The 25,607-nt window shown below is 71.4% G+C and carries 22 protein-coding genes and 1 riboswitch; of the genes, 16 read left to right on the top strand and 6 right to left on the bottom strand.

Annotation, left to right across the window (positions count from 1 at the left end):
- The first annotated feature begins 214 nt into the window (after positions 1–214).
- Positions 215–1,003: a carbon-nitrogen hydrolase family protein gene (locus P1P75_RS07355; RefSeq protein WP_319252719.1), complete on the top strand. Its 789-nt coding sequence runs from the start codon at positions 215–217 to the stop codon at positions 1,001–1,003.
- Positions 1,004–1,081: 78 nt separating this feature from the next.
- Entirely contained in the window at positions 1,082–2,779 is a 1,698-nt protein-coding gene (locus tag P1P75_RS07350; RefSeq protein WP_319252717.1) for an NAD(P)/FAD-dependent oxidoreductase, read from the top strand.
- A 38-nt stretch (positions 2,780–2,817) separates the two neighbouring features.
- On the opposite strand, the gene P1P75_RS07345 is transcribed toward P1P75_RS07350, so the two are convergent.
- Positions 2,818–3,546 (bottom strand): DUF5995 family protein, encoded by a 729-nt coding sequence (locus P1P75_RS07345; RefSeq protein WP_319252715.1) that lies wholly within the window; start codon positions 3,544–3,546, stop codon positions 2,818–2,820.
- A 442-nt stretch (positions 3,547–3,988) separates the two neighbouring features.
- A complete protein-coding gene (locus tag P1P75_RS07340; RefSeq protein WP_319252713.1) occupies positions 3,989–5,200 on the bottom strand; it encodes an MFS transporter in 1,212 nt (403 codons plus the stop codon).
- 152 nt (positions 5,201–5,352) lie between these two features.
- Between P1P75_RS07340 and P1P75_RS07335 the strand changes: the two genes are divergently transcribed.
- A complete protein-coding gene (locus tag P1P75_RS07335) occupies positions 5,353–6,591 on the top strand; it encodes an ROK family transcriptional regulator (protein ID WP_319252711.1) in 1,239 nt (412 codons plus the stop codon).
- Between the two features lie 90 nt (positions 6,592–6,681).
- Here P1P75_RS07335 and P1P75_RS07330 read toward each other — a convergent pair whose 3' ends face one another.
- Complete coding sequence (locus P1P75_RS07330) at positions 6,682–9,054, bottom strand: chitinase C-terminal domain-containing protein (protein WP_319252709.1); 2,373 nt, start codon at positions 9,052–9,054, stop codon at positions 6,682–6,684.
- A gap of 215 nt (positions 9,055–9,269) precedes the next feature.
- Positions 9,270–9,400: riboswitch (FMN riboswitch) on the top strand.
- A 148-nt stretch (positions 9,401–9,548) separates the two neighbouring features.
- On the opposite strand from P1P75_RS07330, the gene P1P75_RS07325 reads away from it, so the two are divergent.
- The 9 genes from P1P75_RS07325 (at position 9,549) to P1P75_RS07285 (ending at position 16,856) form a co-directional block, all read left to right on the top strand.
- Complete coding sequence (locus P1P75_RS07325; protein ID WP_319252708.1) at positions 9,549–10,154, top strand: riboflavin synthase; 606 nt, start codon at positions 9,549–9,551, stop codon at positions 10,152–10,154.
- Positions 10,151–10,792, top strand: a complete 642-nt coding sequence (locus tag P1P75_RS07320) for a nicotinamide mononucleotide transporter family protein (protein WP_319252706.1) — start codon at positions 10,151–10,153, stop codon at positions 10,790–10,792. Before P1P75_RS07325 ends, P1P75_RS07320 begins: the two co-directional genes overlap by 4 nt.
- The gene (locus P1P75_RS07315) at positions 10,789–12,078 is read left to right on the top strand and encodes a bifunctional 3,4-dihydroxy-2-butanone-4-phosphate synthase/GTP cyclohydrolase II (RefSeq protein ID WP_319252704.1); all 1,290 of its coding nucleotides are present in this window, start codon (positions 10,789–10,791) and stop codon (positions 12,076–12,078) included. The genes P1P75_RS07320 and P1P75_RS07315 overlap by 4 nt, the downstream gene beginning before the upstream one ends.
- Positions 12,079–12,098: 20 nt before the next feature.
- Positions 12,099–12,584 carry a 6,7-dimethyl-8-ribityllumazine synthase gene (gene ribH, locus P1P75_RS07310; RefSeq protein WP_086764975.1) on the top strand — a complete coding sequence of 162 codons (486 nt, stop codon included), beginning with the start codon at positions 12,099–12,101 and terminating at the stop codon, positions 12,582–12,584.
- A 33-nt stretch (positions 12,585–12,617) separates the two neighbouring features.
- On the top strand, positions 12,618–12,890 hold the full coding sequence (locus tag P1P75_RS07305) for a phosphoribosyl-ATP diphosphatase (protein ID WP_086764978.1): 273 nt from the start codon (positions 12,618–12,620) through the stop codon (positions 12,888–12,890).
- Positions 12,891–12,935: 45 nt separating this feature from the next.
- The gene (gene hisG / locus P1P75_RS07300) at positions 12,936–13,784 is read left to right on the top strand and encodes an ATP phosphoribosyltransferase (protein ID WP_319252702.1); all 849 of its coding nucleotides are present in this window, start codon (positions 12,936–12,938) and stop codon (positions 13,782–13,784) included.
- 13 nt (positions 13,785–13,797) lie between these two features.
- Positions 13,798–14,253, top strand: coding sequence for a PH domain-containing protein (locus P1P75_RS07295; RefSeq protein WP_319252700.1), 456 nt, complete (start codon positions 13,798–13,800; stop codon positions 14,251–14,253).
- Between the two features lie 234 nt (positions 14,254–14,487).
- Positions 14,488–15,813 (top strand): hemolysin family protein, encoded by a 1,326-nt coding sequence (locus P1P75_RS07290; RefSeq protein WP_319252698.1) that lies wholly within the window; start codon positions 14,488–14,490, stop codon positions 15,811–15,813.
- Positions 15,810–16,856 (top strand): hemolysin family protein, encoded by a 1,047-nt coding sequence (locus P1P75_RS07285; RefSeq protein ID WP_319252696.1) that lies wholly within the window; start codon positions 15,810–15,812, stop codon positions 16,854–16,856. The genes P1P75_RS07290 and P1P75_RS07285 overlap by 4 nt, the downstream gene beginning before the upstream one ends.
- Positions 16,857–16,913: 57 nt before the next feature.
- Here P1P75_RS07285 and P1P75_RS07280 read toward each other — a convergent pair whose 3' ends face one another.
- Both P1P75_RS07280 and P1P75_RS07275 read right to left on the bottom strand, forming a co-directional pair.
- Complete coding sequence (locus tag P1P75_RS07280; protein ID WP_319252765.1) at positions 16,914–18,773, bottom strand: AAA family ATPase; 1,860 nt, start codon at positions 18,771–18,773, stop codon at positions 16,914–16,916.
- 490 nt (positions 18,774–19,263) lie between these two features.
- The gene (locus tag P1P75_RS07275) at positions 19,264–19,836 is read right to left on the bottom strand and encodes a hypothetical protein (RefSeq protein ID WP_319252763.1); all 573 of its coding nucleotides are present in this window, start codon (positions 19,834–19,836) and stop codon (positions 19,264–19,266) included.
- A gap of 277 nt (positions 19,837–20,113) precedes the next feature.
- Between P1P75_RS07275 and P1P75_RS07270 the strand changes: the two genes are divergently transcribed.
- The 3 genes from P1P75_RS07270 to P1P75_RS07260 all read left to right on the top strand — a co-directional run bounded on the left by P1P75_RS07270 (position 20,114) and on the right by P1P75_RS07260 (position 22,602).
- Complete coding sequence (locus P1P75_RS07270; protein ID WP_319252694.1) at positions 20,114–21,538, top strand: peptidase C39 family protein; 1,425 nt, start codon at positions 20,114–20,116, stop codon at positions 21,536–21,538.
- A 150-nt stretch (positions 21,539–21,688) separates the two neighbouring features.
- A complete protein-coding gene (locus tag P1P75_RS07265; RefSeq protein WP_319252692.1) occupies positions 21,689–21,835 on the top strand; it encodes an SCO1431 family membrane protein in 147 nt (48 codons plus the stop codon).
- A 107-nt stretch (positions 21,836–21,942) separates the two neighbouring features.
- Positions 21,943–22,602 (top strand): TetR/AcrR family transcriptional regulator, encoded by a 660-nt coding sequence (locus tag P1P75_RS07260; protein ID WP_319252690.1) that lies wholly within the window; start codon positions 21,943–21,945, stop codon positions 22,600–22,602.
- Positions 22,603–22,659: 57 nt separating this feature from the next.
- Here P1P75_RS07260 and P1P75_RS07255 read toward each other — a convergent pair whose 3' ends face one another.
- A complete protein-coding gene (locus tag P1P75_RS07255; protein WP_319252688.1) occupies positions 22,660–23,919 on the bottom strand; it encodes a glycoside hydrolase family 18 protein in 1,260 nt (419 codons plus the stop codon).
- A 202-nt stretch (positions 23,920–24,121) separates the two neighbouring features.
- Between P1P75_RS07255 and P1P75_RS07250 the strand changes: the two genes are divergently transcribed.
- Positions 24,122–25,294, top strand: a complete 1,173-nt coding sequence (locus P1P75_RS07250) for an acyl-CoA dehydrogenase family protein (protein WP_319252686.1) — start codon at positions 24,122–24,124, stop codon at positions 25,292–25,294.
- The last annotated feature ends 313 nt before the right edge of the window (positions 25,295–25,607 follow it).

Genomic DNA, 25,607 nt, shown 5'->3' with positions numbered 1-25,607 from the left:
GGTCGGGCTCGCGTGGCGGTGGGGACGGGCGCGTGGCCGGCCTCGCGCGCCGATGGCCGCGGGGGCCGGGCCGCGCAACGAATCGCCGCCACACCCCCCGCGCACGCAACGAACCGCTCACCAGCGCGCAACGGCTTCCGCTTGTCCGCGCTGGTCAGCGGACCGTACCGTCTAGGTGTCCCCCACACCCTTCCGCTTCCGGTGAGGAACACGCATGCGCATCGCCCTGCTCCAGAGCTCCGGCCGGCCCGGCTCGGTCGTGGAGAACCTCAAGGTTCTCGACGAGGCCGCCGGCCGTGCCGCCGCCGCGGGCGCCGGGCTGCTCGTGGCGCCGGAGATGTTCCTCACCGGCTACGCGATCGGCGACGACATCGCCCGCCTCGCCGAGCCCGCCGACGGCGACTCCGCTGACGCGGTCGCCGACCTCGCCGGGCGGCACGGCCTCGCGGTCGCCTACGGCTACCCGGAGCGCGACGGCGAGACGGTGTACAACTCCGCCCAGCTGATCTCCGCCGACGGCGTCCGCCTCGCGAACTACCGCAAGACCCATCTCTTCGGCTGCTTCGAACGCGACCACTTCACGCCCGGTGACCAGCCGGTCGTCCAGGCCGAACTGGGTGGCCTGACCGTCGGCCTCATGATCTGCTACGACGTCGAGTTCCCGGAGAACGTCCGCGCCCACGCCCTGGCCGGCACCGGCCTCCTGGTGGTGCCGACGGCGCAGATGCACCCCTTCCAGTTCGTCGCCGAGTCGATGATCCCGGTGCGCGCCTTCGAGAACCAGATGTACGTCGCCTACGTCAACCGGGTGGGCCGGGAAGGGGAGTTCGAGTTCGTCGGTCTCTCGACACTGGCCGGCCCCGACGGCGTCGCCCGTGCCCGCGCCGGACGCGAGGAGGAACTCGTGTTCGCCGACGCGGACCCCGCCTTCGTGGCCGCGTCCCGCGAGGCGAACCCGTACCTGAAGGACCGCCGCCCCGGCCTCTACGGGTCCCTGGTCTGACCCCCTCTCCTCTCCTCTCCTCTCCTCTCCTCTCCTCTCCTCCCCTGTCTCTTCGTTGTCGCAAGGAGTCCGCACCCCATGACGTCCACCGTGCCCAACGCCGTCGAGCACGCAGACGAGCAGCAGCTGCCGATCACCATGTTCGGCCCGGACTTCCCGTACGCGTACGACGACTTCCTCGCCCACCCGGCGGGCCTCGGCCAGCTCCCGGCGACCGAGCACGGCACGGAGGTCGCCGTGATCGGCGGCGGACTGTCCGGCATCGTCGCCGCGTACGAGCTGATGAAGATGGGCCTCAAGCCGGTCGTGTACGAGGCCGATCAGATCGGCGGGCGGCTGCGCACCGTGGGCTTCGACGGCTGCGACCCCTCGCTGACCGCCGAGATGGGCGCGATGCGCTTCCCGCCGTCCTCCACGGCCCTCCAGCACTACATCGACCTGGTGGGCCTGGAGACCCGGCCGTTCCCCAACCCCCTCGCCGAGGTCACGCCCTCGACGGTCGTCGACCTCAAGGGTGAGTCGCACTACGCCGAGACGGTCGACGACCTGCCGCAGGTCTACCGGGACGTCGCCGCAGCCTGGAACAAGTGCCTCGAGGAGGGCGCCGACTTCTCCGACATGAACCAGGCCATGCGCGAGCGCGATGTGCCGCGCATCCGCGAGATCTGGGCGAAGCTCGTCGAGAAGCTCGACAACCAGACCTTCTACGGCTTCCTCTGCGACTCCGAGGCCTTCCGGTCCTTCCGCCACCGCGAGATCTTCGGCCAGGTCGGCTTCGGCACCGGCGGCTGGGACACCGACTTCCCCAACTCCATCCTGGAGATCCTCCGCGTCGTCTACACCGAGGCCGACGATCACCACCGCGGCATCGTCGGCGGCTCCCAGCAGCTGCCGCTGCGACTGTGGGAGCGCGAGCCGGAGAAGATCGTCCACTGGTCCTACGGCACCTCGCTCGCCGGTCTGCACGAGGGCGGCGAGCCCCGTCCCGCCGTGACCCGCCTCAACCGGACCGCGGGCAACCGGATCACCGTCACCGACGCGAACGGTGACATCCGCACGTACCGGGCCGCGATCTTCACCGCGCAGTCCTGGATGCTGCTGTCGAAGATCGCCTGCGACGACTCGTTGTTCCCGATCGACCACTGGACGGCGATCGAGCGCACCCACTACATGGAGTCGAGCAAGCTGTTCGTGCCGGTCGACCGCCCGTTCTGGCTGGACAAGGACGAGGAGAGCGGGCGCGACGTCATGTCGATGACGCTCACCGACCGCATGACGCGGGGGACCTACCTCCTGGACGACGGCCCGGACAGGCCCGCCGTCATCTGCCTGTCGTACACCTGGTGCGACGACAGCCTGAAGTGGCTGCCGCTGTCCGCGAACGAGCGGATGGAGGTCATGCTGAAGTCGCTCGGCGAGATCTATCCGAAGGTCGACATCAGGAAGCACGTCATCGGCAACCCGGTGACCGTGTCCTGGGAGAACGAGCCCTGCTTCATGGGAGCGTTCAAGGCCAACCTGCCCGGCCACTACCGCTACCAGCGGCGCCTGTTCACCCACTTCATGCAGGACCGGCTGCCCGAGGACAAGCGGGGCATCTTCCTGGCCGGCGACGACATCTCCTGGACCGCCGGCTGGGCCGAGGGCGCCGTGCAGACGGCCCTCAACGCGGTCTGGGGCGTGATGCACCACCTCGGCGGCACCACGGACGGGACCAACCCGGGTCCCGGTGACGTGTACGACGAGATCGCCCCGGTCGAGCTGCCGGAGGACTGAGAGGCGGCCCGTCCTCGGTCCTGTCCCGTCCCTCGACCTCAGAGCCGGGGTACGGCCGCGCCGCCCGGCCAGTCCGCCATCGGGGTCAGGAGCATGCGGCCCGCGAAGCCGACCGCCGCGTCGAGGCGGTCGGTGAACTCCCCGGCCACGTCGGGGAGACGGCGCAGCGCCCACAGGGCACGGGCCGCGGACCAGGTGGCCTCGCGGGCCCGCTCCAGGCTCCAGGAGCCGAGCAGGTGGGTCAGTGGATCGGCGATCTGGAGCAGGTCGGGTCCCGGCATCAGTTCCTCGCGGATGCGTTCCTCCAACGCCACCAGCACCTCGCCCACCCGGTCGAACTCATCCTCCAGGTCGGCCGGTTCACAGCCAAGGCTCTGACAGGCGTCCACGACGGCGAGCACCAGGTCGTGCCCGATATGGGCGTTGATGCCCGCCAGCGCGAACTGCAGTGGCCGTACGCCCGGATGGCGGCGGAGCTGGAACAGCGGGCGCCAGCAGGCCGGCGGGCGGAGGTCGGCCGTGGCCGCTTCGACGGCGGCGAGGTACCGCTCCGCGAACCGCACGTCGAGCGTGACCGCGGCCCGGGCGTCGGGGAACCGGCCGGTGTCGATGTGCCGGTCCACCTCCCGCGTCACGGCGAGATAGACGCGGTTGAAGACGGCGATCCCGTCCCGTGGCGGGAGGGTCGCGTCGAGGGCGCGCATGCGGGAGAGCACCCCCTCGACGGACGTGTCGGGAGGGGGGACGAAGTGTTCCAAGTACGGCATGCTGGAAGAGTCGCAGCCCTGGGCGGGCCCGCGGGCCGGCGGGACCGGTGCTTCCCCGGAACGGGGGAACGGTTCCCTCACGGGGGAGGGGGAACGACGACCGCCGGCCGGTGTCTTCGGCCCCGTCGTACGTCGTACTCCTACGAGCCGGCCTCGTAGTGGGAGCCGGTGCCCTCGTCGAGGAGGGGTCGCCGCGCCCTGAGGCGGACCGGGTGCGTGGCCGGTGCTGCCGACCGGCGTGCCCGTCCGCTCCCGCCGGGCACGCACGGACCGGGCCGTGGCAGAAACGCGGCGTGCGCCGCGAGGGGGACTGGGTCCGCACCGGCGACGCCGTGAGGGAACCGCACGTCAGCGACGAGACCCCGGTCGCCGGGCCCCGGCACCCGTGCCGCTACCCCCGATGCGGCGAGCATGCCCCTCCCACGTCGGGGGAGCGAGACGCTCAGGAGCGTGGGCCGGGCATCGCCGCGTCCGGTGTACCGGTCTTCAGCGGCGTACGCTCGCCGGCGCGCAGGACGCCCGCGAACAGGACGAGTCCGAAGGCCAGCACCGTCACCACGGCGAACGACACCATCAGGCTGGTCGCCTGCGCCACCCCGCCGATCAGGCTCGGCGCGATCAGCCCGGAGGTGTAGGTGATCGTCGCGACACCGGCGATGGCCTGGCTGGGATTGGGGCCGCTGTGTCCGGCCGCGGCGAAGCACAGCGGGACCACGACGGCGATGCCCAGACCCATCATCGCGAACCCGCCCATCGCCGCCGCCGGGTGGTCCGCCACCACGATCAGCAGCCCGCCCGCGGCGGCCAGCACGCCGCCCGTACGCACCGTGCGGACCGCGCCGAACCGGTTCACGACCGCGTCCCCCACGAGCCGGGCCACCGCCATCGTGAGCATGAAGCCGGTCGTGCAGGCCGCCGCGAGACCGGCGGAGGTACCGAGGTGGTCCTCCAGGTAGACCGCCGACCAGTCCAGGCTCGCGCCCTCCGCGAACACCGCGCAGAACCCGACCGCGCCGATCAGCAGCGCCGAGCGGGGCGGCAGCGTGAAGCGCGGCGGGGCCTCCTGGTCCTCGGCGGGCCGCAGATCGAGCACCCAACGGCAGGCCAGCAGGCCGAGCAGGGTGAGGGCGGCGGCCGCCAGCACATGGTGCAGGCGCGCGTCCGTGCCCAGGTGCGCGGCGAGGGTGCCGCCCGCCGAACCGATCAGCGCGCCCGCGCTCCACATGCCGTGCAGGCCCGACATGATCGACTTGCCGAGCCGCTGCTCGACCTCGACGCCGAGGGCGTTCATCGCCACGTCGGCCATGCCCGCGGTCGCGCCGTAGACGAACATCGCCAGGCACAGGGTGAGCATGGTCGGTGCGAGCGAGGGCAGGACCAGTGCCAGCGTCCACAGCACGAGCAGCCCGCGCAGGGCCGCACGGCTGCCGAAGCGGTGGGTGATCCGGCTCGCCAGCGGCATCGCGCAGGCGGCGCCGAACGCCGTGAAGGCCAGGGCGAAGCCGAGCTGGCCGGCACCTACGGAGGCGTGGTCCTGGATCCACGGCACCCGGGTGGCGAAGGAACCGGTGACGGCGCCGTGCACGGCGAACACGGCGGCCACGGCGTACCGGGCCCGCCGTAGTTCCGACGGTGCGTAGGTCGCTTCGCTCATGCCCTGGGACCCTCCTCGCCAGTGTGCCGCCCGGCGTGGTGCCGTGCGTGGGCCGCGTCGTCGCGGCGCCTGCGTAAACTATCAGGGACCCTGCCTGATAAATAGAGGCCGGTCTCGCGTGACGCTCCGGCGCCCATGGGAGGATTCCGCGCATGCCCGCATCTCCGAGCACCGCCCGGGCCATCAACGACCGGCTCGCCCTGCGACTCATGCAGGACGAAGGACCGTTGACGGCGGGGCAGTTGAAGCAGCTGACCGGCCTGTCCCGGCCCACCGTCGCCGACCTCGTCGAACGCCTCGCCGCCGCCGGCCTGATCGAGGTCGTCGGCGAGGCGGGGGAGCAGCGGCGCGGCCCGAACGCCCGGCTGTACGGCCTCGTCGCCGGCCGCGCCCATCTCGCTGCGCTGGACGTGCGCACCGAGGGCGTCGCCGTGCTGGTCTCCGACCTGGTGGGGCGGGTGCTCGCCGAGGCGTCCGTGCCGATCGGCGGCGACATCGGCACCGGGCCGGCCGTGGAGCAGGCGGTGACCCTCGTCGAGCGGGCGCTGAAGGAGTCCGGCGCCGACCGGCTGCACACCGTCGGCATCGGCGCCCCCGGCCTGATCGATCCCGCCAGCGGCGAACTGCGTGACTCCTCCGGCCTGCCGGCCTGGCACCGCCGTCTGGTGGCCGCCCTCCAGGAACGGCTCCCCGAGGCCCGCGTGACGGTCGAGAACGAGACCAACCTCGCCGCCCTGGCCGAACAGCGTGAGGGCGCCGCCAGCGACCGGGACACCTTCGTGCTGCTGTGGCTCGGCCACGGCACGGGGGCGGCCGTCGTCCTGGACGGGGCCCTGCGCCGGGGAGCCTCCGGCGGTACCGGCGAGATCGGGTTCCTGCCGGTCCCCGGCACCACCGGCCTGCCGTCGGCCACGGACTGCGAGGGCGGCTTCCACTCCCTGGCGGGCTCGGCGGCGGTCGTGGCGCTGGCACGGGAGCACGGAATCGGGCCGGCCCTGGAACCGGTTCCCGGCGAACCGGAGGCGGCGGCCCTGGTACGGGCGGCGGTGGCACAGACGCCGGACGCCTCCGGCGGGAACCCCGACAGCACCCCGGGCAGCGGGCTCGGCGACAACCCCTCCGGCCGCTTCCTCGACGCCCTCGCCGACCGGCTCGCCATCGGCGCCGCCTCCGTCGTCGCCGTCCTCGACCCCGGGTGCGTGGTCCTCGGCGGGGAGGTCGGCCAGGCCGGCGGCGAGGCGCTCGCGACACGGGTGGCGGACCGGCTCCGGCGGATGGCACCGCTTCCCACCCAGGTACGCCCGAGCCTCCTGGGCGGTGCCGCCGTACTGCGGGGGGCGCTGCTCACGGCACGGGAGTCCGCACAGGAGGAACTGTTCGGGGGCCATTGAGTCTCTCCGCGAGCGGGTCACGCTCATGGAGAGGCCCGGCGGCGGGCAAGGGCCGTCGTCACCGCCGCCGGGCCGGTCTTACGGGAGGGGTCAGCAGGCGCCGAGGTCCTGCCACACCCCCCATTCACCGGTGGTGCCGGGCTCCTCGCCCTTCGTCCACCACTTGGCGCGCCAGCCGTGCCCCCGGTGGGACACCTTGCTCTCGCCGACGTACTCCGTCGTCGCCGTCCAGGCCGGGGCGGTGCACTGCCCGGACCCGCCGGAGCCGGAGGGCGACGGGGAGACACTCGCCGTCGGGCTCGGGCTCGGGCTGGCGCTGGTGCTCGGGCTGGGGCTCGCTCCCGGCTCCACCACCGTCGTGCCCCGCGTCAGATCCCCGGCCAGCGCGTACGTCCGCCCGCCGAAGGTCACCGTCCAGTTCGAGGGTGTCGACACCGGCAGGTAGTACACGAGGTCCAGCTCCGCCGAGGCCCCCGGCGCCAGCGTCTGCCAGGCAGGCAGCCTCAGCGAGACCCGGTGGTAGTTGCCCTTGAGGCCGCCGATGTTGCTCCCCGTGTGATCACTGCTGAGCACCGAAGTCCCCCAGCCCGACTGGTCCTTGGCGTTGCCGGGCGCCGATGTGCCGTAGTCGAAGCGGAACTCCGTGCCGCCGGGCAGGGTCGTGGACGTGTTGTTGGTGATCTTCAGCTTGGGGCTGATCGGGTAGTTGGAGTCGCCGAGCGGGAACTGCCCGAACTCCACGTCGATCTTCAACGCCTGGGCAGGCAGTTCCACCGTCGAGCGCTTCGCGCCGTACGGCGAGGCCGACCTGAACTTCTCGTACATGGCGGAGGTCAGCGTCGACCCCGGCTCGTACTGCCCCTTGGCCGCGTTCCAGCCGTAGTCGCCGGCCAGCTCCCAGACCATCGTGCCGCCGATGCCCTGGTCGACCACGTAGTCGGCCTTGGCGGCGACGGACTGCTCGTCCTCGGTGGAGAGGAACACCTTCTTCTCGGCGTTCCACAGCCAGGGCGCGACCAGTGTGGCGTCGTACCTGCGGGCGTACGTGCCGGTCAGCCGGGTGTCGGCCGGGAAGCCGTACCGGGTGACGTAGTCGCCGACGACACCCTTCTCCAGGTTCTTGGCGTGCCACATCGGGTTGGAGCCCGCGGGCGCCTCCCGGCCGGCGGTGTCGAGGTCGTGCCAGAGGTTGTCGATGCCGACGGCACCGTCCCCGCACCTGGTGAGCCCCGAACCGGCCGGACACGTGGTCGTGGCCGCCCTGCCCCACAGCCCGTCGGTCCCGCCGGTCACGTTCTTGAACCCCCGTGTGTAGTAGGGGAGTCCGATGTTGATCCGGCCGGCCGGCATCGACCCGCGGAAGTAGTGGTAGGCCCAGTCGGTGTTGAGATAGCCGATCCCTCCGTACTGGGACGTCGAATACACGCCCGCCGCGGCGAGTTCGGCGTCCTTGCCGTCGTCGAAGAGGGAGGCGTTGGGACCGACGTACTCGTTCCAGGCGCCGTGCAGGTCGTACGACATGATGTTGACGTAGTCCAGGTATTTCTGGACCTGGAAGGTCTCCATGCCGCGCAGCAGATATCCCGACGAGGGAGCGGCCACCGACAGCAGATAGTGCCTGCCGTCCGCCGACCCCGCCCGGTCGAGCTTCTCGCGCAGGCTCTTCATCAGGGCCGCGTAGCCCTTGACCAGGCCGGAGCGGCGGGCGTTGGAGAGGGACCAGTCGAGCGGGTTGCCCGCGTCCTTCATGGTCGTCGGGTATTCGTAGTCGATGTCGACGCCGTTGAAGCCGTACTTCCTGATGAAGTCGACGGCGGAATGCGCGAAGGTGTCGATGCCGGCCTGGTTGACGGAGCCGTCCGCGTTCGTGGCCATCGAGTAGAAGCCGCCGGAGTTCACCCGGGTGCCGTCGGCGGCGAAATAGCCACCGGTCTCCGCCCAGCCGCCCACGGAGATCAGGGTCTTGACGTCCGGGTGCTGCTTCTTGAATTTGTTGAGGAGGTTGAAATGGCCCTGGTAGGGGAGTGCCGGATCCATTTCGGCGCCGGCCACTCCCGGCCAGGTCATCCCGGTCGCCGCGTTGGCCGCCCCGTCCGCGCCGACGGAGAGCTTGTTGGCGCCGTCGACGTGCGCGAAGGCGTAGTTGAGGTGGGTGACCTTGTCCCAGGGGATGTCCGGGGCCAGGTAGGCGGGGGTGCCGTCCTTCCCTGTGCGCCAGCCGGTGAAGTAGCCGATCACCCGGCGCTGGTGGTCGGCGCCCATCTTCTCCCGGCCGGCCGGGTCGTAGACCGAGCAGTAGGGGACGTCCACGCCCGGTGTCGCGTAGAGGCCGTCGGGGCGGCAGGAGCCCTGGTCGGCCGCGTTCGAGACGGTGGCCGGGAGTCCGGCGAGCAGCAGGCCCGCGACGGCTGCCGCGGCGGCGAGCAGCGCGGGTCTCGCCCGGTGTCGTGAGGGGGACAGCACAGTCGGTTCCTCTCCACGGAAGTTGCGCAGACCCTAGAGAGGACTAGACCAGTGAGTCAATAGGTATGGACCAATTTGAAGAGGGGTGCGGCGACGGCGAGTTGGGGCCCTTGCGGTCCGCCCGAGATGTCCATGCGCACCCCCTGTGAGCCACCCCACAGACTTCACCCGCATGGACCACTACCGGGCGTGGCACACTGGCCCTGTACCTACAGCAGCGCACTCCGGGGTCGGTGAAAGTCCGAACCGGCGGTTACAGTCCGCGACCCGGTCGCTTCCAGCGACCGGTTGACCAGGTGAAATTCCTGGACCGACGGTTAAAGTCCGGATGGGAGGCAGTGCGCGGCGGGCAGGCATTCGTGCGTGCCGCCGAACATGTACTCGTCCGCGGACGAGTGTGTCCGGCGTCGCCCCCGGTGTCGTCGCCCGTTTCATTCTGTCGTCTTCGACAGGCCCCGGAGTCCGTGCCCGAATGAGGCAGGAGGACCCGGGAAGTGTTCACCGGAATCGTCGAAGAACTGGGTGAGGTCACCGCCGTCGAGAATCTCGGCGACGCCTCCCGTTTCCGGCTGCGCGGCCCCGTCGTCACCGACGGCGCCAAGCACGGCGACTCCATCGCCGTGAACGGGGTCTGTCTCACCGTCGTCGAGCACGAGGGTGACGAGTTCACCGCCGACGTCATGGCGGAGACCCTGAAGCGTTCCAGCCTCGGTGCCCTCACCGTCGGCTCCCGTGTCAACCTCGAACGGCCCACGGCCGTCGGCGCGCGCCTCGGCGGCCACATCGTGCAGGGCCACGTCGACGGCACCGGACAGGTGCTGGAGCGCACGCCCTCCGCACACTGGGAGATCGTCAAGGTCGCGCTCCCCGCCGACCTCGCCCGGTACGTCGTCGAGAAGGGCTCCATCACCGTCGACGGCATCAGCCTCACCGTCGTCGAAGCCGGCCAGGACCACTTCACCGTCAGCCTCATCCCCACCACCCTCGACCTGACCACCCTCGGCCTGAAGCAGCCCGGCGATCCGGTCAACCTCGAAGTCGACATCGTCGCCAAGTACGTGGAGCGGCTGATGGCCGCCACCCCGGGAGCGGCGAAGTGAACTCGCTGAACTCCGAGGCCTTCGTCCTCTTCGACCAGCACATCCTCTGGTCGGACATGGTCGGCAACATCCTCGGCCTGGCCGGCCTCGCGCTCGGCTGGCGCCGGTCCATCTGGAGCTGGCCCGTCCAGTGCCTCTCCGGCCTCATCCTCTTCGGCGCCTTCTTCGGCCACCTGACCGGCAGCGCCGGCAAGCAGGCCGTCGTCATGACCGTCGCCCTCTACGGCTGGTGGCAGTGGAACCGCGACCGCAGCGGATCCGCCGACGGCCACATCACCCCGCGCTTCGCCACCTGGCGCGAGCGCGCCGCCATGGCCGGCGCCGCCGCCGCGGGCACCGTCGCCGTGGCCCTCCTCTTCAAGGCCTACCCGACCCTGTCCTGGGACCCCTGGCCCGACGCCTACATCTTCGTCGGCACCATCGTCGCCATGTACGCCCAGGCCAGGGGCATGGTCGAGTTCTGGTTCGCCTGGCTCCTCGTCGACCTCGTCGGCGTCCCCCTGAACTTCGCCAACGGCTACGCCTTCTCCGGCTTCGTCTACGTCATCTACGGCGCGCTCGTCCTGTGGGGCATGCGCGACTGGTGGCTGCGCTCCCGCAGGGGTTCGCGGCCCGCTCTGGAAGGAGCGCCCGCATGAGCACGGCACCCATCCTCTACACCACCGACGGCGTCGAGGACTTCGCGCTCGACCCGATCGAGCAGGCCATCGCCGACATCGCCGCCGGCCGCCCCGTCGTGGTCGTCGACGACGAGGACCGCGAGAACGAGGGCGACCTCGTCATCGCCGCCGAGAAGGCCACCCCCGAGATCGTCGCCTTCATGATGAGCGAGTGCCGCGGCCTGATCTGCGCCCCCATGGAGGGCGACGAACTCGACCGGCTCGAACTCCCGCAGATGGTCGCGGACAACACCGAGTCGATGAAGACCGCGTTCACCGTCTCCGTCGACGCCGGCCCCGCGCACGGCGTGACCACCGGCATCTCCGCCGCCGACCGGGCCACCACCCTGCGGCTCCTGGCCGACGGCACCGCCGAGCCCACCGACCTCGTCCGCCCCGGCCATGTCTTCCCGCTGCGCGCCAGGCCCGGCGGCGTCCTCGTCCGCAACGGCCACACCGAGGCCGCCGTCGACCTCGCCCGGCTCGCGGGCCTGCGCCCGGCCGGCGCGATCGTCGAGATCGCCGGCGAGGACGGCCGCATGCTGCGCCTGCCCGAGCTGATCCCGTTCGCCCGCAAGCACGGCCTGACGATCATCTCCATCGAGGACCTGATCGCCTACCGCCGCACCGCCGAGCCGACCGTCCGCCGCGAGGCCGAGACCGTCCTGCCCACCGTCCACGGCACCTTCACCGCGTACGGCTACCGCTCCACCGTCGACGGCGTCGAGCATGTCGCCCTCGTGCACGGCGAGATCGGCGACGGCAAGGACGTCCTGGTCCGCGTCCACTCCGAGTGCCTCACCGGGGACGTCTTCGGCTCCGCGCGCTGCGACTGCGGCCCCCAGCTCGACACCGCCCTGCAGCGCATCCAGACCGAGGGCCGGGGCGTCGTCGTCTACCTGCGCGGACACGAGGGCCGCGGCATCGGCCTGCTGTCCAAGCTGAGGGCGTACGAACTCCAGGAGCGCGGCCGGGACACCCTCGACGCCAACCTGGAACTCGGCCTGCCCGCCGACGCCCGGGACTACGCGGCCGGCGCCCAGATCCTCGACGACCTGGGCGTGCGCAGCGTACGGCTGCTGACGAACAACCCGGAGAAGACCGACGCGCTCACCCGGCACGGCATCGAGGTCGCCGCCCGCGAACCGATGCCCGTCCAGGCGGGCGAGCACAACATCCGCTACCTGCGCACCAAGCGGGACCGGATGGGACACGACCTGCCCTGGCTGGACACGGCCCCCGTGTCCCCCTGCGGCAACCAGTAAGCACAGCACGAAGGAGAGACGTGAGCGGCAAGGGTGCACCGGAACTGTCCGTACGCAATGTGGGTGACCTCAGGGTCGCCGTCATCGCGGCACAGTGGCACGAGAAGGTGATGGACGGACTGGTCGACGGCGCCCTGCGCGCCCTGCACGACCTGGGCATCGACGAGCCGACCCTGCTCCGGGTCCCCGGCAGCTGGGAACTGCCGGTCGTCGCGAAGGTCCTGGCGGGCCGCGGCTACGACGCGATCGTCGCCCTCGGCGTCGTCATCCGCGGCGGCACCCCGCACTTCGAGTACGTGTGCCAGGGCGTCACCCAGGGCCTGACCCAGGTCTCCGTCGACACCGGCGTCCCCATCGGCATGGGCGTCCTCACCTGCGACACCGAGGAGCAGGCCCTGGACCGGGCCGGCATCGAGGGCTCCAACGAGGACAAGGGACACGAGGCGGTGACCGCCGCGGTCGCGACCGCGGCCACCCTCCGCTCAGTATCTGAACCCTGGCGATAGGCAGGCGGGCACAACGGCTAGGGTGGGTCCACCATGTCCAAGAAGACGTTCGAGGAGCTGTTCACCGAGCTCCAGCAGAAGGCCGCCACCGGCGACCCCACCACTTCCCGCACCGCAGAACTGGTCGGGAAGGGGGTCCATGCCATCGGCAAGAAGGTCGTCGAAGAGGCCGCCGAGGTCTGGATGGCCGCCGAGTACGAGGGCAAGGACGCCGCAGCCGAGGAGATCTCGCAGCTGCTGTACCACGTCCAGGTGATGATGGTCGCCCGCGGCATCTCGCTGGACGACGTCTACGCCCACCTCTGAGCCCAGCCCGCCCCCGAACACCACCACGCGAAGGAAGCCGACCTCATGCTGCGCATCGCCCTCCCCAACAAGGGTTCCCTGTCCGGACCTGCGGGGGAGATGCTGCATGAGGCCGGCTACCAGCAGCGCCGCGAATCCAAGGAGCTGCGGATCGTCGACCCGGAGAACGAGGTCGAGTTCTTCTACCTCCGCCCCCGCGACATCGCGATCTACGTCTCCTCCGGCCGCCTCGACATCGGCATCACCGGCCGCGACCTGCTCATCGACTCCGGAGCCGACGCCGAGGAGATCCTCCCGCTCGGCTTCGCCCGCTCCACCTTCCGCTTCGCCACCAAGCCGGGCACGGCCTCCGGCGTCGAGGACCTCAAGGGCATGACGGTCGCCACCTCCTACGAGGGCATCGTCGCGGGTCACCTCGCCGAGCACGGCATCGACGCCTCCGTCGTCCACCTGGACGGCGCCGTCGAGACGGCCATCGAGCTGGGCGTCGCCGAGGTCATCGCCGACGTCGTCGAGACCGGCACCTCCCTGCGCAACGCGGGCCTCGAGGTGATCGGCGAGCCGATCATGAAGTCCGAGGCCGTCGTCATCCGCCGGACCGGCGCCGACGGCGAGGACCCCAAGGTGCGGCAGTTCCTGCGCCGCCTCCAGGGCGTCCTGGTCGCCCGGACCTACGTGATGATGGACTACGACTGCCGCGTCGAGCAGCTCGAGAAGGCCGTCGCGCTGACCCCCGGCCTGGAGTCGCCGACCGTCTCCCCGCTGCACAACGAGGGCTGGGTCGCCGTCCGTGCCATGGTCCCCTCCAAGGAAGCCCAGCGGATCATGGACGACCTGTACGACATCGGCGCCCGCGCCATCCTCACCACGGCCATCCACGCCTGCCGACTCTGAGAATCCCGGGAAGATGTCCGACCAGCCCACGCTCCCCGTCACCTTCCGGCCGAGCCGCACCCGCGCGGTGCTGCTCTCGGCCGGAGTGGCGCTCTTCGCCGTCATCTCCACCGTCGCCCTGCTGCTGGAGCAGCTCGGCCCGGGGGAGCGGCTCAGCTTCGTCTTCACCGGCGCCCTCTGTTTCTGGGTGCCGGCCCAGCTGGCCCGGGTCAAGGTCGTCGCCGACGACTCGGGCGTCACCGTGGTGAACATCGCGAGCAGGCGGCGCCTGGAATGGGCCGAGATCCTCAGGGTGAACCTCCGGTCGGGCGACCCCTGGGTCTTCCTCGACCTCAGCGACGGCACCAGCCTGCCCGCGCTCGGCATCCAGCCCGGCATCGACAAACAGCAGGCCATCGCCCATGCGCGCGCCCTGCGGAGCCTCGTGGAGGCCAGGTCCGTGCACCGCGCTGAGCAGGATCAGGGCTGACCCGGAGCGTCAGCCCAGCACTATCAGGGCTGACTCGGGGGCGTCCACCCTGCCACCGGACCCTGTGTCTTGATTAATCTGGTCACGGAGACGTTCCCTTTCGCGCCTCCACCCCCGTCGTGCCCTGCCGGGCGCACGGGGGCTCCTGCTACCCGAGGAGTGACCCTCTCCGGCGATGGACGGTTCGTCCTGTAGTACCTGCGCCGCCCCCTCCCCTGCGGAGGCGGCGGCACCATGACCATCCCCCTGCTGCTCCTGGCAGCCGCGTTCCTGCTCATCCTCGCCAACGGCTTCTTCGTGGCCGCCGAGTTCGGCCTCGTCACCGTCGAGCGACAGGAAGCCGAGAAGGCCGCCGCCGACGGCGACCGACGAGCCCGTACGGTCGTCGAGTCGCTGAAGGAACTGTCCTTCCAGCTCTCCGGCACCCAGCTCGGCATCACCATCACCTCCCTCGTCGTCGGCATGCTCGCCCAGCCGGCGCTCGCCGAGCTGCTCGGCGGTCCCCTCACCGTCGTCCGCGTCCCCGAGGGCGCCGTCTCCGGTGTGGCCGTCGTCATCGGCATGCTGCTGGCCTCCGCCGTGCAGATGGTGGTCGGTGAACTCGTACCGAAGAACTGGGCGGTCTCCAAGCCCCTCCAGGTCGCGCGGTTCGTCGCCGGCCCGCAGCACGCGTTCGCCCGCCTGTTCCGGCCGGTCATCGCCGGTCTCAACGCCGTCGCCAACCGGCTCGTGCGCGCGCTGGGCGTCGAGCCCACCGAGGAGCTGGCCTCCGCCCGCACCCCTGGTGAACTCGTCTCCCTGGCCCGCCACTCCGCGCGGGCCGGCACGCTCGAACAGGACACGGCCGACCTGTTCGTGCGGACCCTGTCACTGGCCGAGCTGACCGCGCAGCACGTGATGACGCCGCGCGTGAAGGTCAGCGCCCTCCAGGCGTCGGCCACCGCCGAGGACGTGGTCAACCTGACCCGCGCCACCGGCCTGTCCCGTTTCCCCGTCTACCGCGAGAAGATCGACGAGATCGTCGGCATGGTCCACCTCAAGGACGCCCTCGCCGTCCCCGTCCGTGACCGGCTGCGCACCCCGCTCGGCCGCATTGCCCGCCCGGCACTGCTGGTCCCCGAGACCCTGCCCGTGCGGCCCCTGCTGGCCCGGCTGCGCAGCGAGCAGCCCATCGCCGTCGTCGTCGACGAGTACGGCGGCACCGCCGGTGTGGTGACGCTGGAGGACATCGTCGAGGAGATCGTCGGCGAGGTCCGCGACGAGCACGACGGCCTGGACATCCCCGAACTTGCCGCCGTCCCGCCCGAGGACGGCAGGCCCGCCTGGGACGTCGACGGCAGCTGCCGGGTCGACACGTTGCGGCGCATAGGCCTCGACGCGCCCGAGGGACCGTACGAGACGGTCGCCGGGCTCGTCGCCGATCGGCTCGGCCGGATCCCGGCCGTCGGTGACCGGGCCGAACTCCCCGGTTGGCGGCTTTCGGTCCGCCGGGTGGGCCACTACCGGGCCGAGCGGGTCCGGATCGTCCGCACCGGAGTGGTCGTGGAGGTCACCCGATGAGCGTGCTCCAACTCGTCTTCGCCGGCCTGCTCGTGCTGGCGAACGGCTTCTTCGTCGGCGCCGAGTTCGCCCTCGTGTCCGTCCGCCGCAGCCAGATCGAACCGCTCGGCACCACGCGCTCCCGTCAGGTCCTGCACGGTCTGGAACACCTGCCCCAGATGATGGCCGCCGCCCAGTTCGGCATCACCATGTGCTCCCTGACCCTGGGCGCGGTCGCCGAACCGACGGTGGCGCACCTGCTGGAGCCCGTCTTCGAGTGGATCCACCTGCCGCACGGCATGATCCACCCGCTGGGCTACGTCATCGCCCTGGCGGCCGTCGTCTTCTTCCACCTCGTCATCGGCGAGATGGTCCCGAAGAACCTGGCCATGGCGGCACCGGAGAAGGCCGCGCTGTGGCTCAGCCCAGGCCTGGTCGCCTTCGCCCGCCTCTGCCGGCCGATCACCGTCGCCCTTGGCGCCTGCGCCCAGGGCATCCTGCGGCTCTTCGGTGTCGAGCCCAGGGACGAGGTCGAGGCCGTCTTCACCAGCGAGCAGCTCAACCGGCTGGTGGAGGACTCCGGTCAGGCCGGCCTCCTCGACCCCGACGAGCAGGAGCGGCTGGAGGACGCGCTGGAGCTGGGCTCCCGCCCGGTCACGGACGTCCTGCTCAGGCGTGAGTCACTGGTGACGGTCCTGCCGTCGGTCACTCCGGGGCAGATCGTCGCCCTCACCGCCCGCACGGGCTACTCCCGCTTCCCCGTCGCCGCGGAGAACGGCGCTTTCATGGGCTACCTCCATGTGAAGGACGTCCTCGACCTGGAGGAGTCCGAGCGGGCGGTACCGCAGCAGGTGTGGCGTCCGATGACGACACTCCGCTCCGAACTGCCGCTGGACGACGCGCTGACGGTGATGCGGCGGGCGGCGACCCACCTGGCGCAGGTCGCCGACGCCTCGGGCAGGGTGCTCGGCCTGGTCGCGCTGGAGGACGTCCTGGAGCTGCTGGTCGGCGAGGTGACGGACCCCGCGCACCGGGACTATCCGGAGGTGGTGATGGCGACCTAGACCGTCCGGTCGCCGGGGCGGGCGGGCCGGAGGGTCCGCCCGCTCCCGTCCCTCGGATCAGGCCGGGTCCTGCGGGCCCCGTCCCGACAGCACCTCGCCGTACGCCTGCATCAGATCCGGCAGCCGCAGTGTCGACAGGTCGTCCCGGGTCAGCGCCCCCGGGTACGTCGACAGCCGCAGGTCCCGGTAGGCGCAGCTCTTCTCGTACAGCGTGCGCAGGAAACGCCCGTTGCCCAGCTCGTCGATCCAGCCCTGGTCCACGACATGCCCGGCGATCGAGCGCAGTTCGTCCAGCGCCTCCTCGTCCCAGGCGTCCCCGTTGTCCGCCGCGAGCACCTCACCGATCGACGTGAGTTCGAGCGGACGGTACGACGGGAAGTCGACGCGGGTCGTGAAGCGGGAGGAGAGCCCGGGGTTCGCCGCGAGAAGGCGGTCCATGCCCTCGGGATAGCCGGCCAGGATCACCACCAGGTGGTCCCGGTTGTCCTCGGCCCGCTTCAGCAGCACCTGAAGGGCCTCGTCGCCGTACGCGTCGCCCTTTCCGTAGCCGGAGTTGGACAGGGAGTAGGCCTCGTCGACGAACAGGACGCCGCCCAGCGCGGAGTCGATCAGTTCGTTGGCCTTCACGGCCGTCTGGCCCAGGTACTCGCCGACGAGGTCCGCCCGCTGGGCCTCCACGAGGTGGTCGCCGCCGAGCAGACCGAGGGCGTAGAAGACGCGGCCGAGGATGCGGGCCACCGTGGTCTTGCCGGTGCCGGACGGGCCGGAGAACACGAAGTGCCGTTTCGGCGGCTGGACCGGGAGGCCCTGCCCGGTCCGCAACCGAGCCATGTTGAGCTGCGCCGACAGAGCCTTGACCTGCCGTTTCACCGGCTCCAGGCCCACCATGCGCTCCAGCTCGGAGAGCGCCTCCTCCAGTAACACCGGGTCGGTGGGCCCGGCCGGCAGGACGGAGGGCACGACGGTCTTCTCGCGGACGGCCGGGTCGGGCACGGTCGGGACGGGACCGACGGGCGGCAGGTCGGACGGCTCGGTGAGTCTGAGATCCCGGCCCTCGGTGCCGAACAGTGGGTCCAGGAGGTCCGGCCCGTCCCCGGCGTCCTGCCCGATGCCGCTCAGCGTGATGGCCGCGAGGTCGGCCGTGTCGTCGTAGCCGTCGCCCTCGGCGATCGCGGCGAGCCGGGCCGAGGTGTCCATGAACGCGGGATCGACGCGGTGCACGGCCCGGTACAGGGGGAGCGCGGCGGCGGAACGGCCGGTGCCCTCGTGCGCGCGGGCCAGCCAGTACCGCAGCTCCTTGCGCTGCGGCTGTTCGCTGCGACAGCGCATCAACGCCGTCGAGAGGAGCGGCTCGGCCTGCCCGTACATCTCCAGCCGGACGCGGGCCATACCGCCGAACAGACCGGCCTCGATGCCGAGGAGGGGGTCGTCGAGCAGCGGGTCGGTGTGCCGGACGAGCTGTTCCCAGTCCTTGACCAGATAGGCGCGGCAGGCGTGCAGGAAGCGGACCTGGTGATCGGTGTCGACGGGCGGGAGACCGGCGAGTGCCCGGTCCAGCTCGGGCACGTGCCGGCCGTCCAGCCAGTGCGAGGCGTGCGCGAGCAGCAGATCGCGGGGGCTCTCCAGCACGGGCTGCACCCACCAGCCCAGCCAGTACCAGGAGTTGAGCGTGCGGCGGTGCCGGGTGCGCTGGTCGCCGAAGCGGTCACGGTGCCGGAACATCCTGAGCAGCGCCGTCGTCGTGTCGACGCGCAGCGCGTGCAGCCCGAGCCAGCCGTCGGCCATGCCGGGATCGATCCGCACCGCGGTGCGGAACTCCTCCTCCGCCTGCGGATACGCGCCCATGGTGTAGGCGTCCACGCCTCGTAGCCAGGCGAGGTCGGCCGGGGCCTCGGGGCCTTGCGTGCCGAAGTCCATCACGTCCCCCACAAACCGTGCCCCCGTCGGTATGCCGCCGGGCCGGAGCCCCTCGGCTGCCATGGTCGAACCGCTGTGCTGCGGACCGGAGTTGCCAGGTGCGCGCAGCAGTCGTCCGTAGGTCGCACCGAGGGCATCGTACCTGCGGGGGAGCACCCGCCGAAGGGTGCGGCACAGCTCGTTCGGTGAGGTGGGAGCAGAGGGGGCGCACCGCCGAGTGGTGACCCTGGGTGAACTGATGGCGCCACGACGCGTCCGCAAACCGGAGCGAAAGGGGGTGCGCGGGCAGAACGAAGCCCCCGATCACGGGGGAACAACCGGGGGCTTCGCGACTGCGGGGCGGCTTCTGATGCCGCACATTGAGAACGTAAGACCTGTACGGGCCCTCGGTCAAGCCGAGTTGAAGCACTTGGCCAAGTTCAAACGCAAGGCCCTTCACAGTTTCACCACATGAGGGTGATCGCTCACGCTCCGTGACGCTGCGGCGCGCTCACCGCGTTCCCTCAGGCCCCGGCAGCACCTCGTACCCCTCAGGCAACTGCCGCACCACACCGTGCGCGTAGGGCCGCGACGGGTCTTCGGCGAAATGTCGTTCCTCCGCCTCGACCCACCCGTCCCAGAACTCCCTCTGCTCCTCCCCGTCCCGGAACCGGCCGCGCGCCCAGGCCTCCTCGCGGGGCAACTCCATCCACAGCAGCCGCGCCAGATACGGCCGCAGGGCACGGCGGCCGGCGCCGACGCCCTCGATCACCATCACGGGGGCCGGGGGGAGCGGGCGGGGCGGGCCGAAGCGACGGGTGCGCCAGTCGTAGGGGGAGTACTGGGCCGGCCGGCTCTGGCTGAGCGGTTCGATCACCTGGGTCAGCAGCCGCCCGGTCCAGGCGAACAGCTCGTCGTGGGTCGCGAGGTCGTCCAGGTGCAGCACCGGCGCCCCGCCCAGGGCTTCGGCCAGCCGCTCCGCGAACGTGGACTTGCCCGACCCGGCGTGTCCGTCGACGCCGGTCAGGCGGACGGGGCCGCAGGACGGCGGCAGACGGCGGAGCCGGGAGGCGAGCTGGCGGATGGCGGTTCCTGGCGGTGGTCGCGGTGGTGGGGGTGTGGCGGTGATGTCGGTCGTGGCGGAGGCGGCGTGGGTCGGCAAGTCTAGCGGCGCGGGTCCGCCCTCCCGCAGGTCACGCCAGTGGAACAGACCAATATTGCCGGGCGTGGCACGGGCGGAAGTGCTGGCAGGTCCGCCCACCGCCCGCCATAGTTGGCCCACACCGCACACCGCACCGAACTGCACACCGCACCGCACACCGGACCCGCTCCGACTCGGACACCTTGGGGGTCTTCCGCTCATGAGCAGAGCCGAACAGCCGTCGTCCAGCAGAGCCGACCAGCTCTGCGACCGAACCGATCAGCCGTCCCGCAGGACACTCCTGGCTGCCGCGGTCGTCGCCGCCGTCGCGGGTGGCGCGGCCCCCGCGGTGGCCGAGGCCGCCGGTCCGGCCGAGTCCGCGGGCCCGGAGGGGGTGCCCGGCGCGGCCCCGGCCCGCCCCGTGGACCACCACGCCTGGACCACGTACACCGACTGGCGCTCCGGCACCGCCGCGGGTACCGGGGCCGTCGCCGGCGTCCGGCCCGCTCTGGTCCTGGCGTCCCCGGCCGGGACCACCGACTACACCGACCCGCACACCGGCACCACCGCCGCGTGGGAGTACGCGACCTGGACGTCCCCCATCCACCGCCTCGCGGTCCCCGCCACCGAGGCGATCGCCTCCTGGAACGCGAGCACCCCGGCCGGCACCTGGCTCCAGATCGAACTGAAGGCCGCCTACTCCGACGGCACGAGCACCCCCTGGTACGTGATGGGCCGGTGGGCGGCCGGAGACCAGGACATCAAGCGGACCTCCGTCGACGACCAGACCGACGGCAGAAGCACCGTGTGGACGGACACCCTCGCGGTCGACGACGCCGCGACCGGCCTGCGCCTCACGTCGTACCGGCTGCGCCTGACCCTGTACCGCAGGCCCGGCACGAAGCGCACTCCCACCGTCTGGCGGGTGGCGGCGATGGGCTCGGACGTGCCGGACCGTTTCACCGTGCCGGCCTCGGTGCCCGGCCTGGCGCAGGAGCTGGTCGTCCCGCGCTACTCGCAGGAGATCCACGCCGGCCAGTACCCCGAGTACGACAACGGCGGCGAGGCCTGGTGCAGCCCCACCTCCTCGCAGATGATCATCGAGTACTGGGGTGGCCGCCTCACGCCCGCCCAACTGTCCTGGGTCGACCTCGCGTACGCCGACCCGCAGGTGTGCCACGCCGCCCGGTACACGTTCGACCACCAGTACAAGGGCTGCGGCAACTGGCCGTTCAACGCCGCGTACGCCGCCACCTTCAAGGACCTCCAGGGCGTGGTGACCCGGCTCACCTCGCTGACCGACCTGGAGACGCTCATCGCGGCCGGCATCCCGGTCATCACCTCCCAGTCCTTCCTCAGGGAGGAGCTGACGGGCGCGGGATACGGCACCTCCGGGCACCTGATGACCGTGATCGGCTTCACCGCGGACGGCGACGTGATCGCCAACGACCCGGCCTCGCCGAGCGATCAGGCGGTGCGGCGCGTCTACCGGCGGCGGGAGTTCGAGAACATCTGGCTGCGGACCAAGCGCTACAACGCGAGCGGCAAGGTCGCGTCCGGCACCGGGGGCGTCTGCTACCTCTACTTCCCGGCCCGTCCGGGTCCGCTCCAGCGCAGGGCGCTCGAGGCGGTCGGCGTGCGCTGACCTGCTTTTTTCGGTGAACGGCCCCCGGTGAGACCGAGGGCCGTCGGCGTGTGAGGAAGCTCTCGGCCGCACATGCCCCGCACGGTGGCAAGGTGGACGGATCGGCGGAAGTTCGCCGTCCACCGCGCCCCCGACCGTCAGCGAGACACCATGACCGCCCACGCCGCCGCAGTCACCGCCGCCCGTACTCGTACCGGCGGGCCCAAGGACGACGGTCCGAAGATCCTCGAGCACCTCATGGGATGGACGCTGGTCGTCGTCGTGGCGATGCTCGTGACCCAGCTCGGCCTGGTCTGACACCGGGGCCGGAGCGCCGTCGGCGGCCGTGACCCGCTGTGACCTCACCCACGTTCGACCTGACATACTGACGTCGTCCCGCCGACCGTTGGAGACCAGGGTCGACATTGAATATCAGCCAGCAGCGTGACGCGTCCCGTCCCCGGGCGCGCGGCACCGAGCGGTCCCTGGCGCGTCGCGCCGAACTCATCGCCATCGGGCGCCGGTTGTTCGCCAACACATCCTACGACGCGCTCTCCATGGACGACATCGCCCGGCAGGCGCACGTCGCCAAGGGACTGATCTACTACTACTTCCAGTCCAAGCGTGGCTATTACCTGGCGATCATCCAGGACTCCGTCGCCGACCTGGTCTCCTTCGCGGCCAGCGGAATCGAACTGCCCCAGGTGGACCGGGTGTACCGCACGATCGACGGCTATCTGCGCTTCGCCGAGCACCACCAGTCCGCCTACCGCACCATCGTCAGCGGCGGAGTCGGCTTCGACATCGAGGTGCACGCCATCCGTGACGGGGTCCGCGAGGCGATCGTGGCCACCATCGCCGAGGGGGCGTACGGCCGCAGCGACATCCCGGCGCTGCCCCGGATGAGCCTGCTGTCCTGGGTGTGCAGCGTGGAGGGCGCCACCCTCGACTGGATCGACCGCCCCGACCTCTCCCGCGAGACCATGCGCGACCTCCTGGTGAGGACCCTGGGCGGTGCCCTGCGCGCGGTTGAGGAACTCGACCCCGCCTTCCCGGCCCCGAAGCCGGCCCGGCGTGAGGCCTGAACCGCCCTCGGGGCGAAGGCTCGTGGTCCTCCGCCCCAAGTGCCCTCGCGGGACCGGCTAGTTGATGGCCCTGATCAGCTCACCGGCGGCCGTGTCCCCGCTCAGCTCCCAGAAGAAGGTCCCGCCGAGACCCTGCTGGTTCTTGTAGTTCATCTTCGTCGCGACGGTCGCCGGGGTGTCGTAACTCCACCAGTTGTTCCCGCACTTGGCGTAGGCCGTCCCGCCCACCGTGCCCGTCGCCGGGCACTTGGTCTTCAGTACCTTGTAGTCCTCGATGCCCTGCTCGTACGTCCCCGCGGCCGGGCCGGTCGCGGTGCCGCCGGGTGCCGACCGGGTGACCCCGGTCCAGCCGCGCCCGTAGAAGCCGAGGCCCAGCAGCAGCTTCGAGGCGGGGATGCCGAGACCCCTGAGCTTGGCGATGGTCGCCGAGGTGTAGGTGTTCGCCTTCGGGATGCCGGAGTAGGAGGTCAGCGGCGAGTGCGGGGCCGTCGGCCCTGTGGCGTCCCAGGCGCCGAAGTAGTCGTACGTCATCGGGTTGTACCAGTCGACGTACTGCGCCGCGCCCGCGTAGTCCGCCGCGTCGATCTTGCCGCCCGCGGTCGCGTCGGCGGTGATGGCCGCGGTGACGAGGTTCCCGGTGCCGAACCTCGCGCGCAGCGCCTGCATGAGGTTCTTGAAGGCCGCCCGGCCGCTGGTGTCACAGGTGGCGCCGCAGGTGTTCGGGTACTCCCAGTCGATGTCGATGCCGTCGAAGACGTCGGCCCACCGGGAGTTCTCGACCAGGTCGTAGCACGAGCGGGCGAACGCGGCCGGGTTCCTGGCGGCCTCGCCGAAGCCGCCCGACCAGGTCCAACCGCCGAACGACCACAGGACCTTGAGGCCCGGGTGCCTCTTCTTCAGCTCGCGCAGCTGGTGGAAGTTGCCGCGCAGCGGCTGGTCCCAGGTGTCGGCGACCCCGTCCACGGACTCGGCGGCGGTGTGGGTGCGGTCGGTGGCGGCGTAGGCGTCGCCCATCACGCACTTGCCGCCGGTGACGTTGCCGAAGGCGTAGTTGATGTGGGTGAGCTTCGCCGCCGAGCCGGACGTCTCGATGTTCTTGACGAGGTACTTGCGGTCGTAGGTCCCCCACTCGGTGAAGTAGCCGAGGACCTTGGAGCCGGCGGCCACCCGCGCGGACGCGGTGGCGGTCCCGGTCGCGGAGACGTCGGTCGCCGTCGCGGTGCCCGCGCCGGCGAGCAGGCCGGCGCCGAGCACGGCCGTGCAGGCGACGGCGACGAGTGCCCGGAAGCGGGAGCGGCGGTGGGCGGAGTGCTGCATCGGGTGTCACCTCGTGGGGGAGAGGGGAACGCGTGCCGATTGGCATGAACGCGGTAACGCGGTGTCGAGAGGGTAGGAGGACTAGACCAGTTGGGTCAATGGTGCGGACCAATTCCGTCCGCTCGCGCCGTGCGGCCCGCTTCCCCCGCGGGCATACTCACAGCGCCGAGACGTCGACCGGCAGGCGAAGGAGAGGGGTGCCATGACCGATCGTGTCCCGCCCGCCGTGGACCGCCTCCTGCCCACCGACGAGGCCCGCGACCTGCTGGCCCTCGTCCAGGACATCGCCCGCCGTGAGATCGCCCCGGAAGCCGCCGAGGAGGAGGACACCGGACGCTTCCCCCGCGCACTGTTCACCCTCCTGTCGGAATCGGGCCTCCTCGGCCTTCCGTACCCTGCCGCGTACGGCGGCGGCGACCAGCCCTACGAGGTCTACCTCCAGGTACTGGAGGAACTCGCCGCCGCCCGCCTCACCGTCGGACTCGGCGTCAGCGTGCACACCCTGGCCACCTACGCCCTCGCCACCCACGGCACCGAGGAACAGCGGTCCGCCCGCCTGCCCGCCATGCTCGGCGGCGGGCTGCTCGGCGCGTACTGCCTGTCCGAGCCCACCTCCGGCTCGGACGCGGCCGCGCTGCGCACCCGGGCCGTCCGGGACGGCGACGGCTGGATCATCGACGGGACCAAGGCCTGGACCACCCACGGCGGCATCGCCGACTTCTACACCGTCATGGCCCGCACCGGCGGCGAGGGGGCCCGCGGGATCACCGCGTTCCTGGTCCCCGGCGACACCGAGGGGCTGAGCGCTGCGCCGCCGGAGAAGAAGATGGGCCTCAAGGGCTCGCCGACCGCGCAGGTCCACTTCGACGGTGTGCGGATCCCCGACGCGCTGCGCATCGGCGGCGAGGGCCAGGGCTTCGCCATCGCCCTCGCCGCACTGGACTCCGGACGGCTAGGCATCGCCGCCTGCGCGGTCGGTCTCGCGCGGGCCGCCCTGGACGAGGCGGTCGCCTACGCCACCATGCGGCGGCAGTTCGGGCGGCCGATCGCCGACTTCCAGGGGCTGCGTTTCCTGCTCGCAGACATGGCGACCCGGGTCGAGTCGGGCCGGGCCCTGTATCTCGCGGCGGCACGGCTGCGGGACGCGGGCCGGCCGTTCGTCCGGCAGGCCGCCATGGCCAAACTGCACTGCACCGACGCGGCGATGCAGGTCACCACGGACGCCGTCCAGGTGCTCGGTGGCTACGGCTACACCGCCGACTTCCCCGTCGAGCGCTATCTGCGCGAGGCCAAGGTCCTGCAGATCGTCGAGGGCACCAACCAGATCCAGCGGATGGTCATCGCCCGTCATCTGCTGGGTCCGGAGACCCGCTGAACTGGCCGCGCCGCACCAGCGGGGCCACCAGCCGCAGCCACTCCGGGTCCCGCCGACCCGGCAGGGTACGGCCCCCGTCGGCCCAGACGCGCATCATGTCGCGGTAGATCGGCGGGTCCGGCGGGGGCGGCGGCGGAGCCAGCGGAACCGATTCTGCGGAGACGGGGACGAACAGTTGGCGGTGACGCCCGGATGCTTGATGGGTGGGGGTCATACCAGGGCAACGCGTGCACGCGACCCCGGGTCACGGCCCACACCCTCGGGCGTGAGTTCGGGATGTGCCCCCGTGCCCGACCCGCCCCCGTGCCCGACC

The sequence above is a fragment of the Streptomyces sp. ID05-39B genome, from assembly GCF_033794725.1.
Lineage (GTDB): Bacteria > Actinomycetota > Actinomycetes > Streptomycetales > Streptomycetaceae > Streptomyces > Streptomyces bobili.
Note: the sequence above shows the minus strand (reverse complement) of the source record. Positions and strands in the feature narration are given on the sequence as shown.

Coding starts and splice junctions, on each gene's coding strand:
- P1P75_RS07315 (WP_319252704.1), top strand. CDS start 10,789: ATGAGCACGGCACCCATCCTCTACACCACCGACGGCGTCGAGGACTTC.
- P1P75_RS07345 (WP_319252715.1), bottom strand. CDS start 3,546: ATGCCGTACTTGGAACACTTCGTCCCCCCTCCCGACACGTCCGTCGAG.
- P1P75_RS07335 (WP_319252711.1), top strand. CDS start 5,353: ATGCCCGCATCTCCGAGCACCGCCCGGGCCATCAACGACCGGCTCGCC.
- hisG (WP_319252702.1), top strand. CDS start 12,936: ATGCTGCGCATCGCCCTCCCCAACAAGGGTTCCCTGTCCGGACCTGCG.
- P1P75_RS07355 (WP_319252719.1), top strand. CDS start 215: ATGCGCATCGCCCTGCTCCAGAGCTCCGGCCGGCCCGGCTCGGTCGTG.
- P1P75_RS07290 (WP_319252698.1), top strand. CDS start 14,488: ATGACCATCCCCCTGCTGCTCCTGGCAGCCGCGTTCCTGCTCATCCTC.
- P1P75_RS07295 (WP_319252700.1), top strand. CDS start 13,798: ATGTCCGACCAGCCCACGCTCCCCGTCACCTTCCGGCCGAGCCGCACC.
- P1P75_RS07270 (WP_319252694.1), top strand. CDS start 20,114: ATGAGCAGAGCCGAACAGCCGTCGTCCAGCAGAGCCGACCAGCTCTGC.
- P1P75_RS07285 (WP_319252696.1), top strand. CDS start 15,810: ATGAGCGTGCTCCAACTCGTCTTCGCCGGCCTGCTCGTGCTGGCGAAC.
- P1P75_RS07305 (WP_086764978.1), top strand. CDS start 12,618: ATGTCCAAGAAGACGTTCGAGGAGCTGTTCACCGAGCTCCAGCAGAAG.
- P1P75_RS07255 (WP_319252688.1), bottom strand. CDS start 23,919: ATGCAGCACTCCGCCCACCGCCGCTCCCGCTTCCGGGCACTCGTCGCC.
- P1P75_RS07340 (WP_319252713.1), bottom strand. CDS start 5,200: ATGAGCGAAGCGACCTACGCACCGTCGGAACTACGGCGGGCCCGGTAC.
- P1P75_RS07350 (WP_319252717.1), top strand. CDS start 1,082: ATGACGTCCACCGTGCCCAACGCCGTCGAGCACGCAGACGAGCAGCAG.
- P1P75_RS07250 (WP_319252686.1), top strand. CDS start 24,122: ATGACCGATCGTGTCCCGCCCGCCGTGGACCGCCTCCTGCCCACCGAC.
- P1P75_RS07280 (WP_319252765.1), bottom strand. CDS start 18,773: ATGGACTTCGGCACGCAAGGCCCCGAGGCCCCGGCCGACCTCGCCTGG.
- P1P75_RS07265 (WP_319252692.1), top strand. CDS start 21,689: ATGACCGCCCACGCCGCCGCAGTCACCGCCGCCCGTACTCGTACCGGC.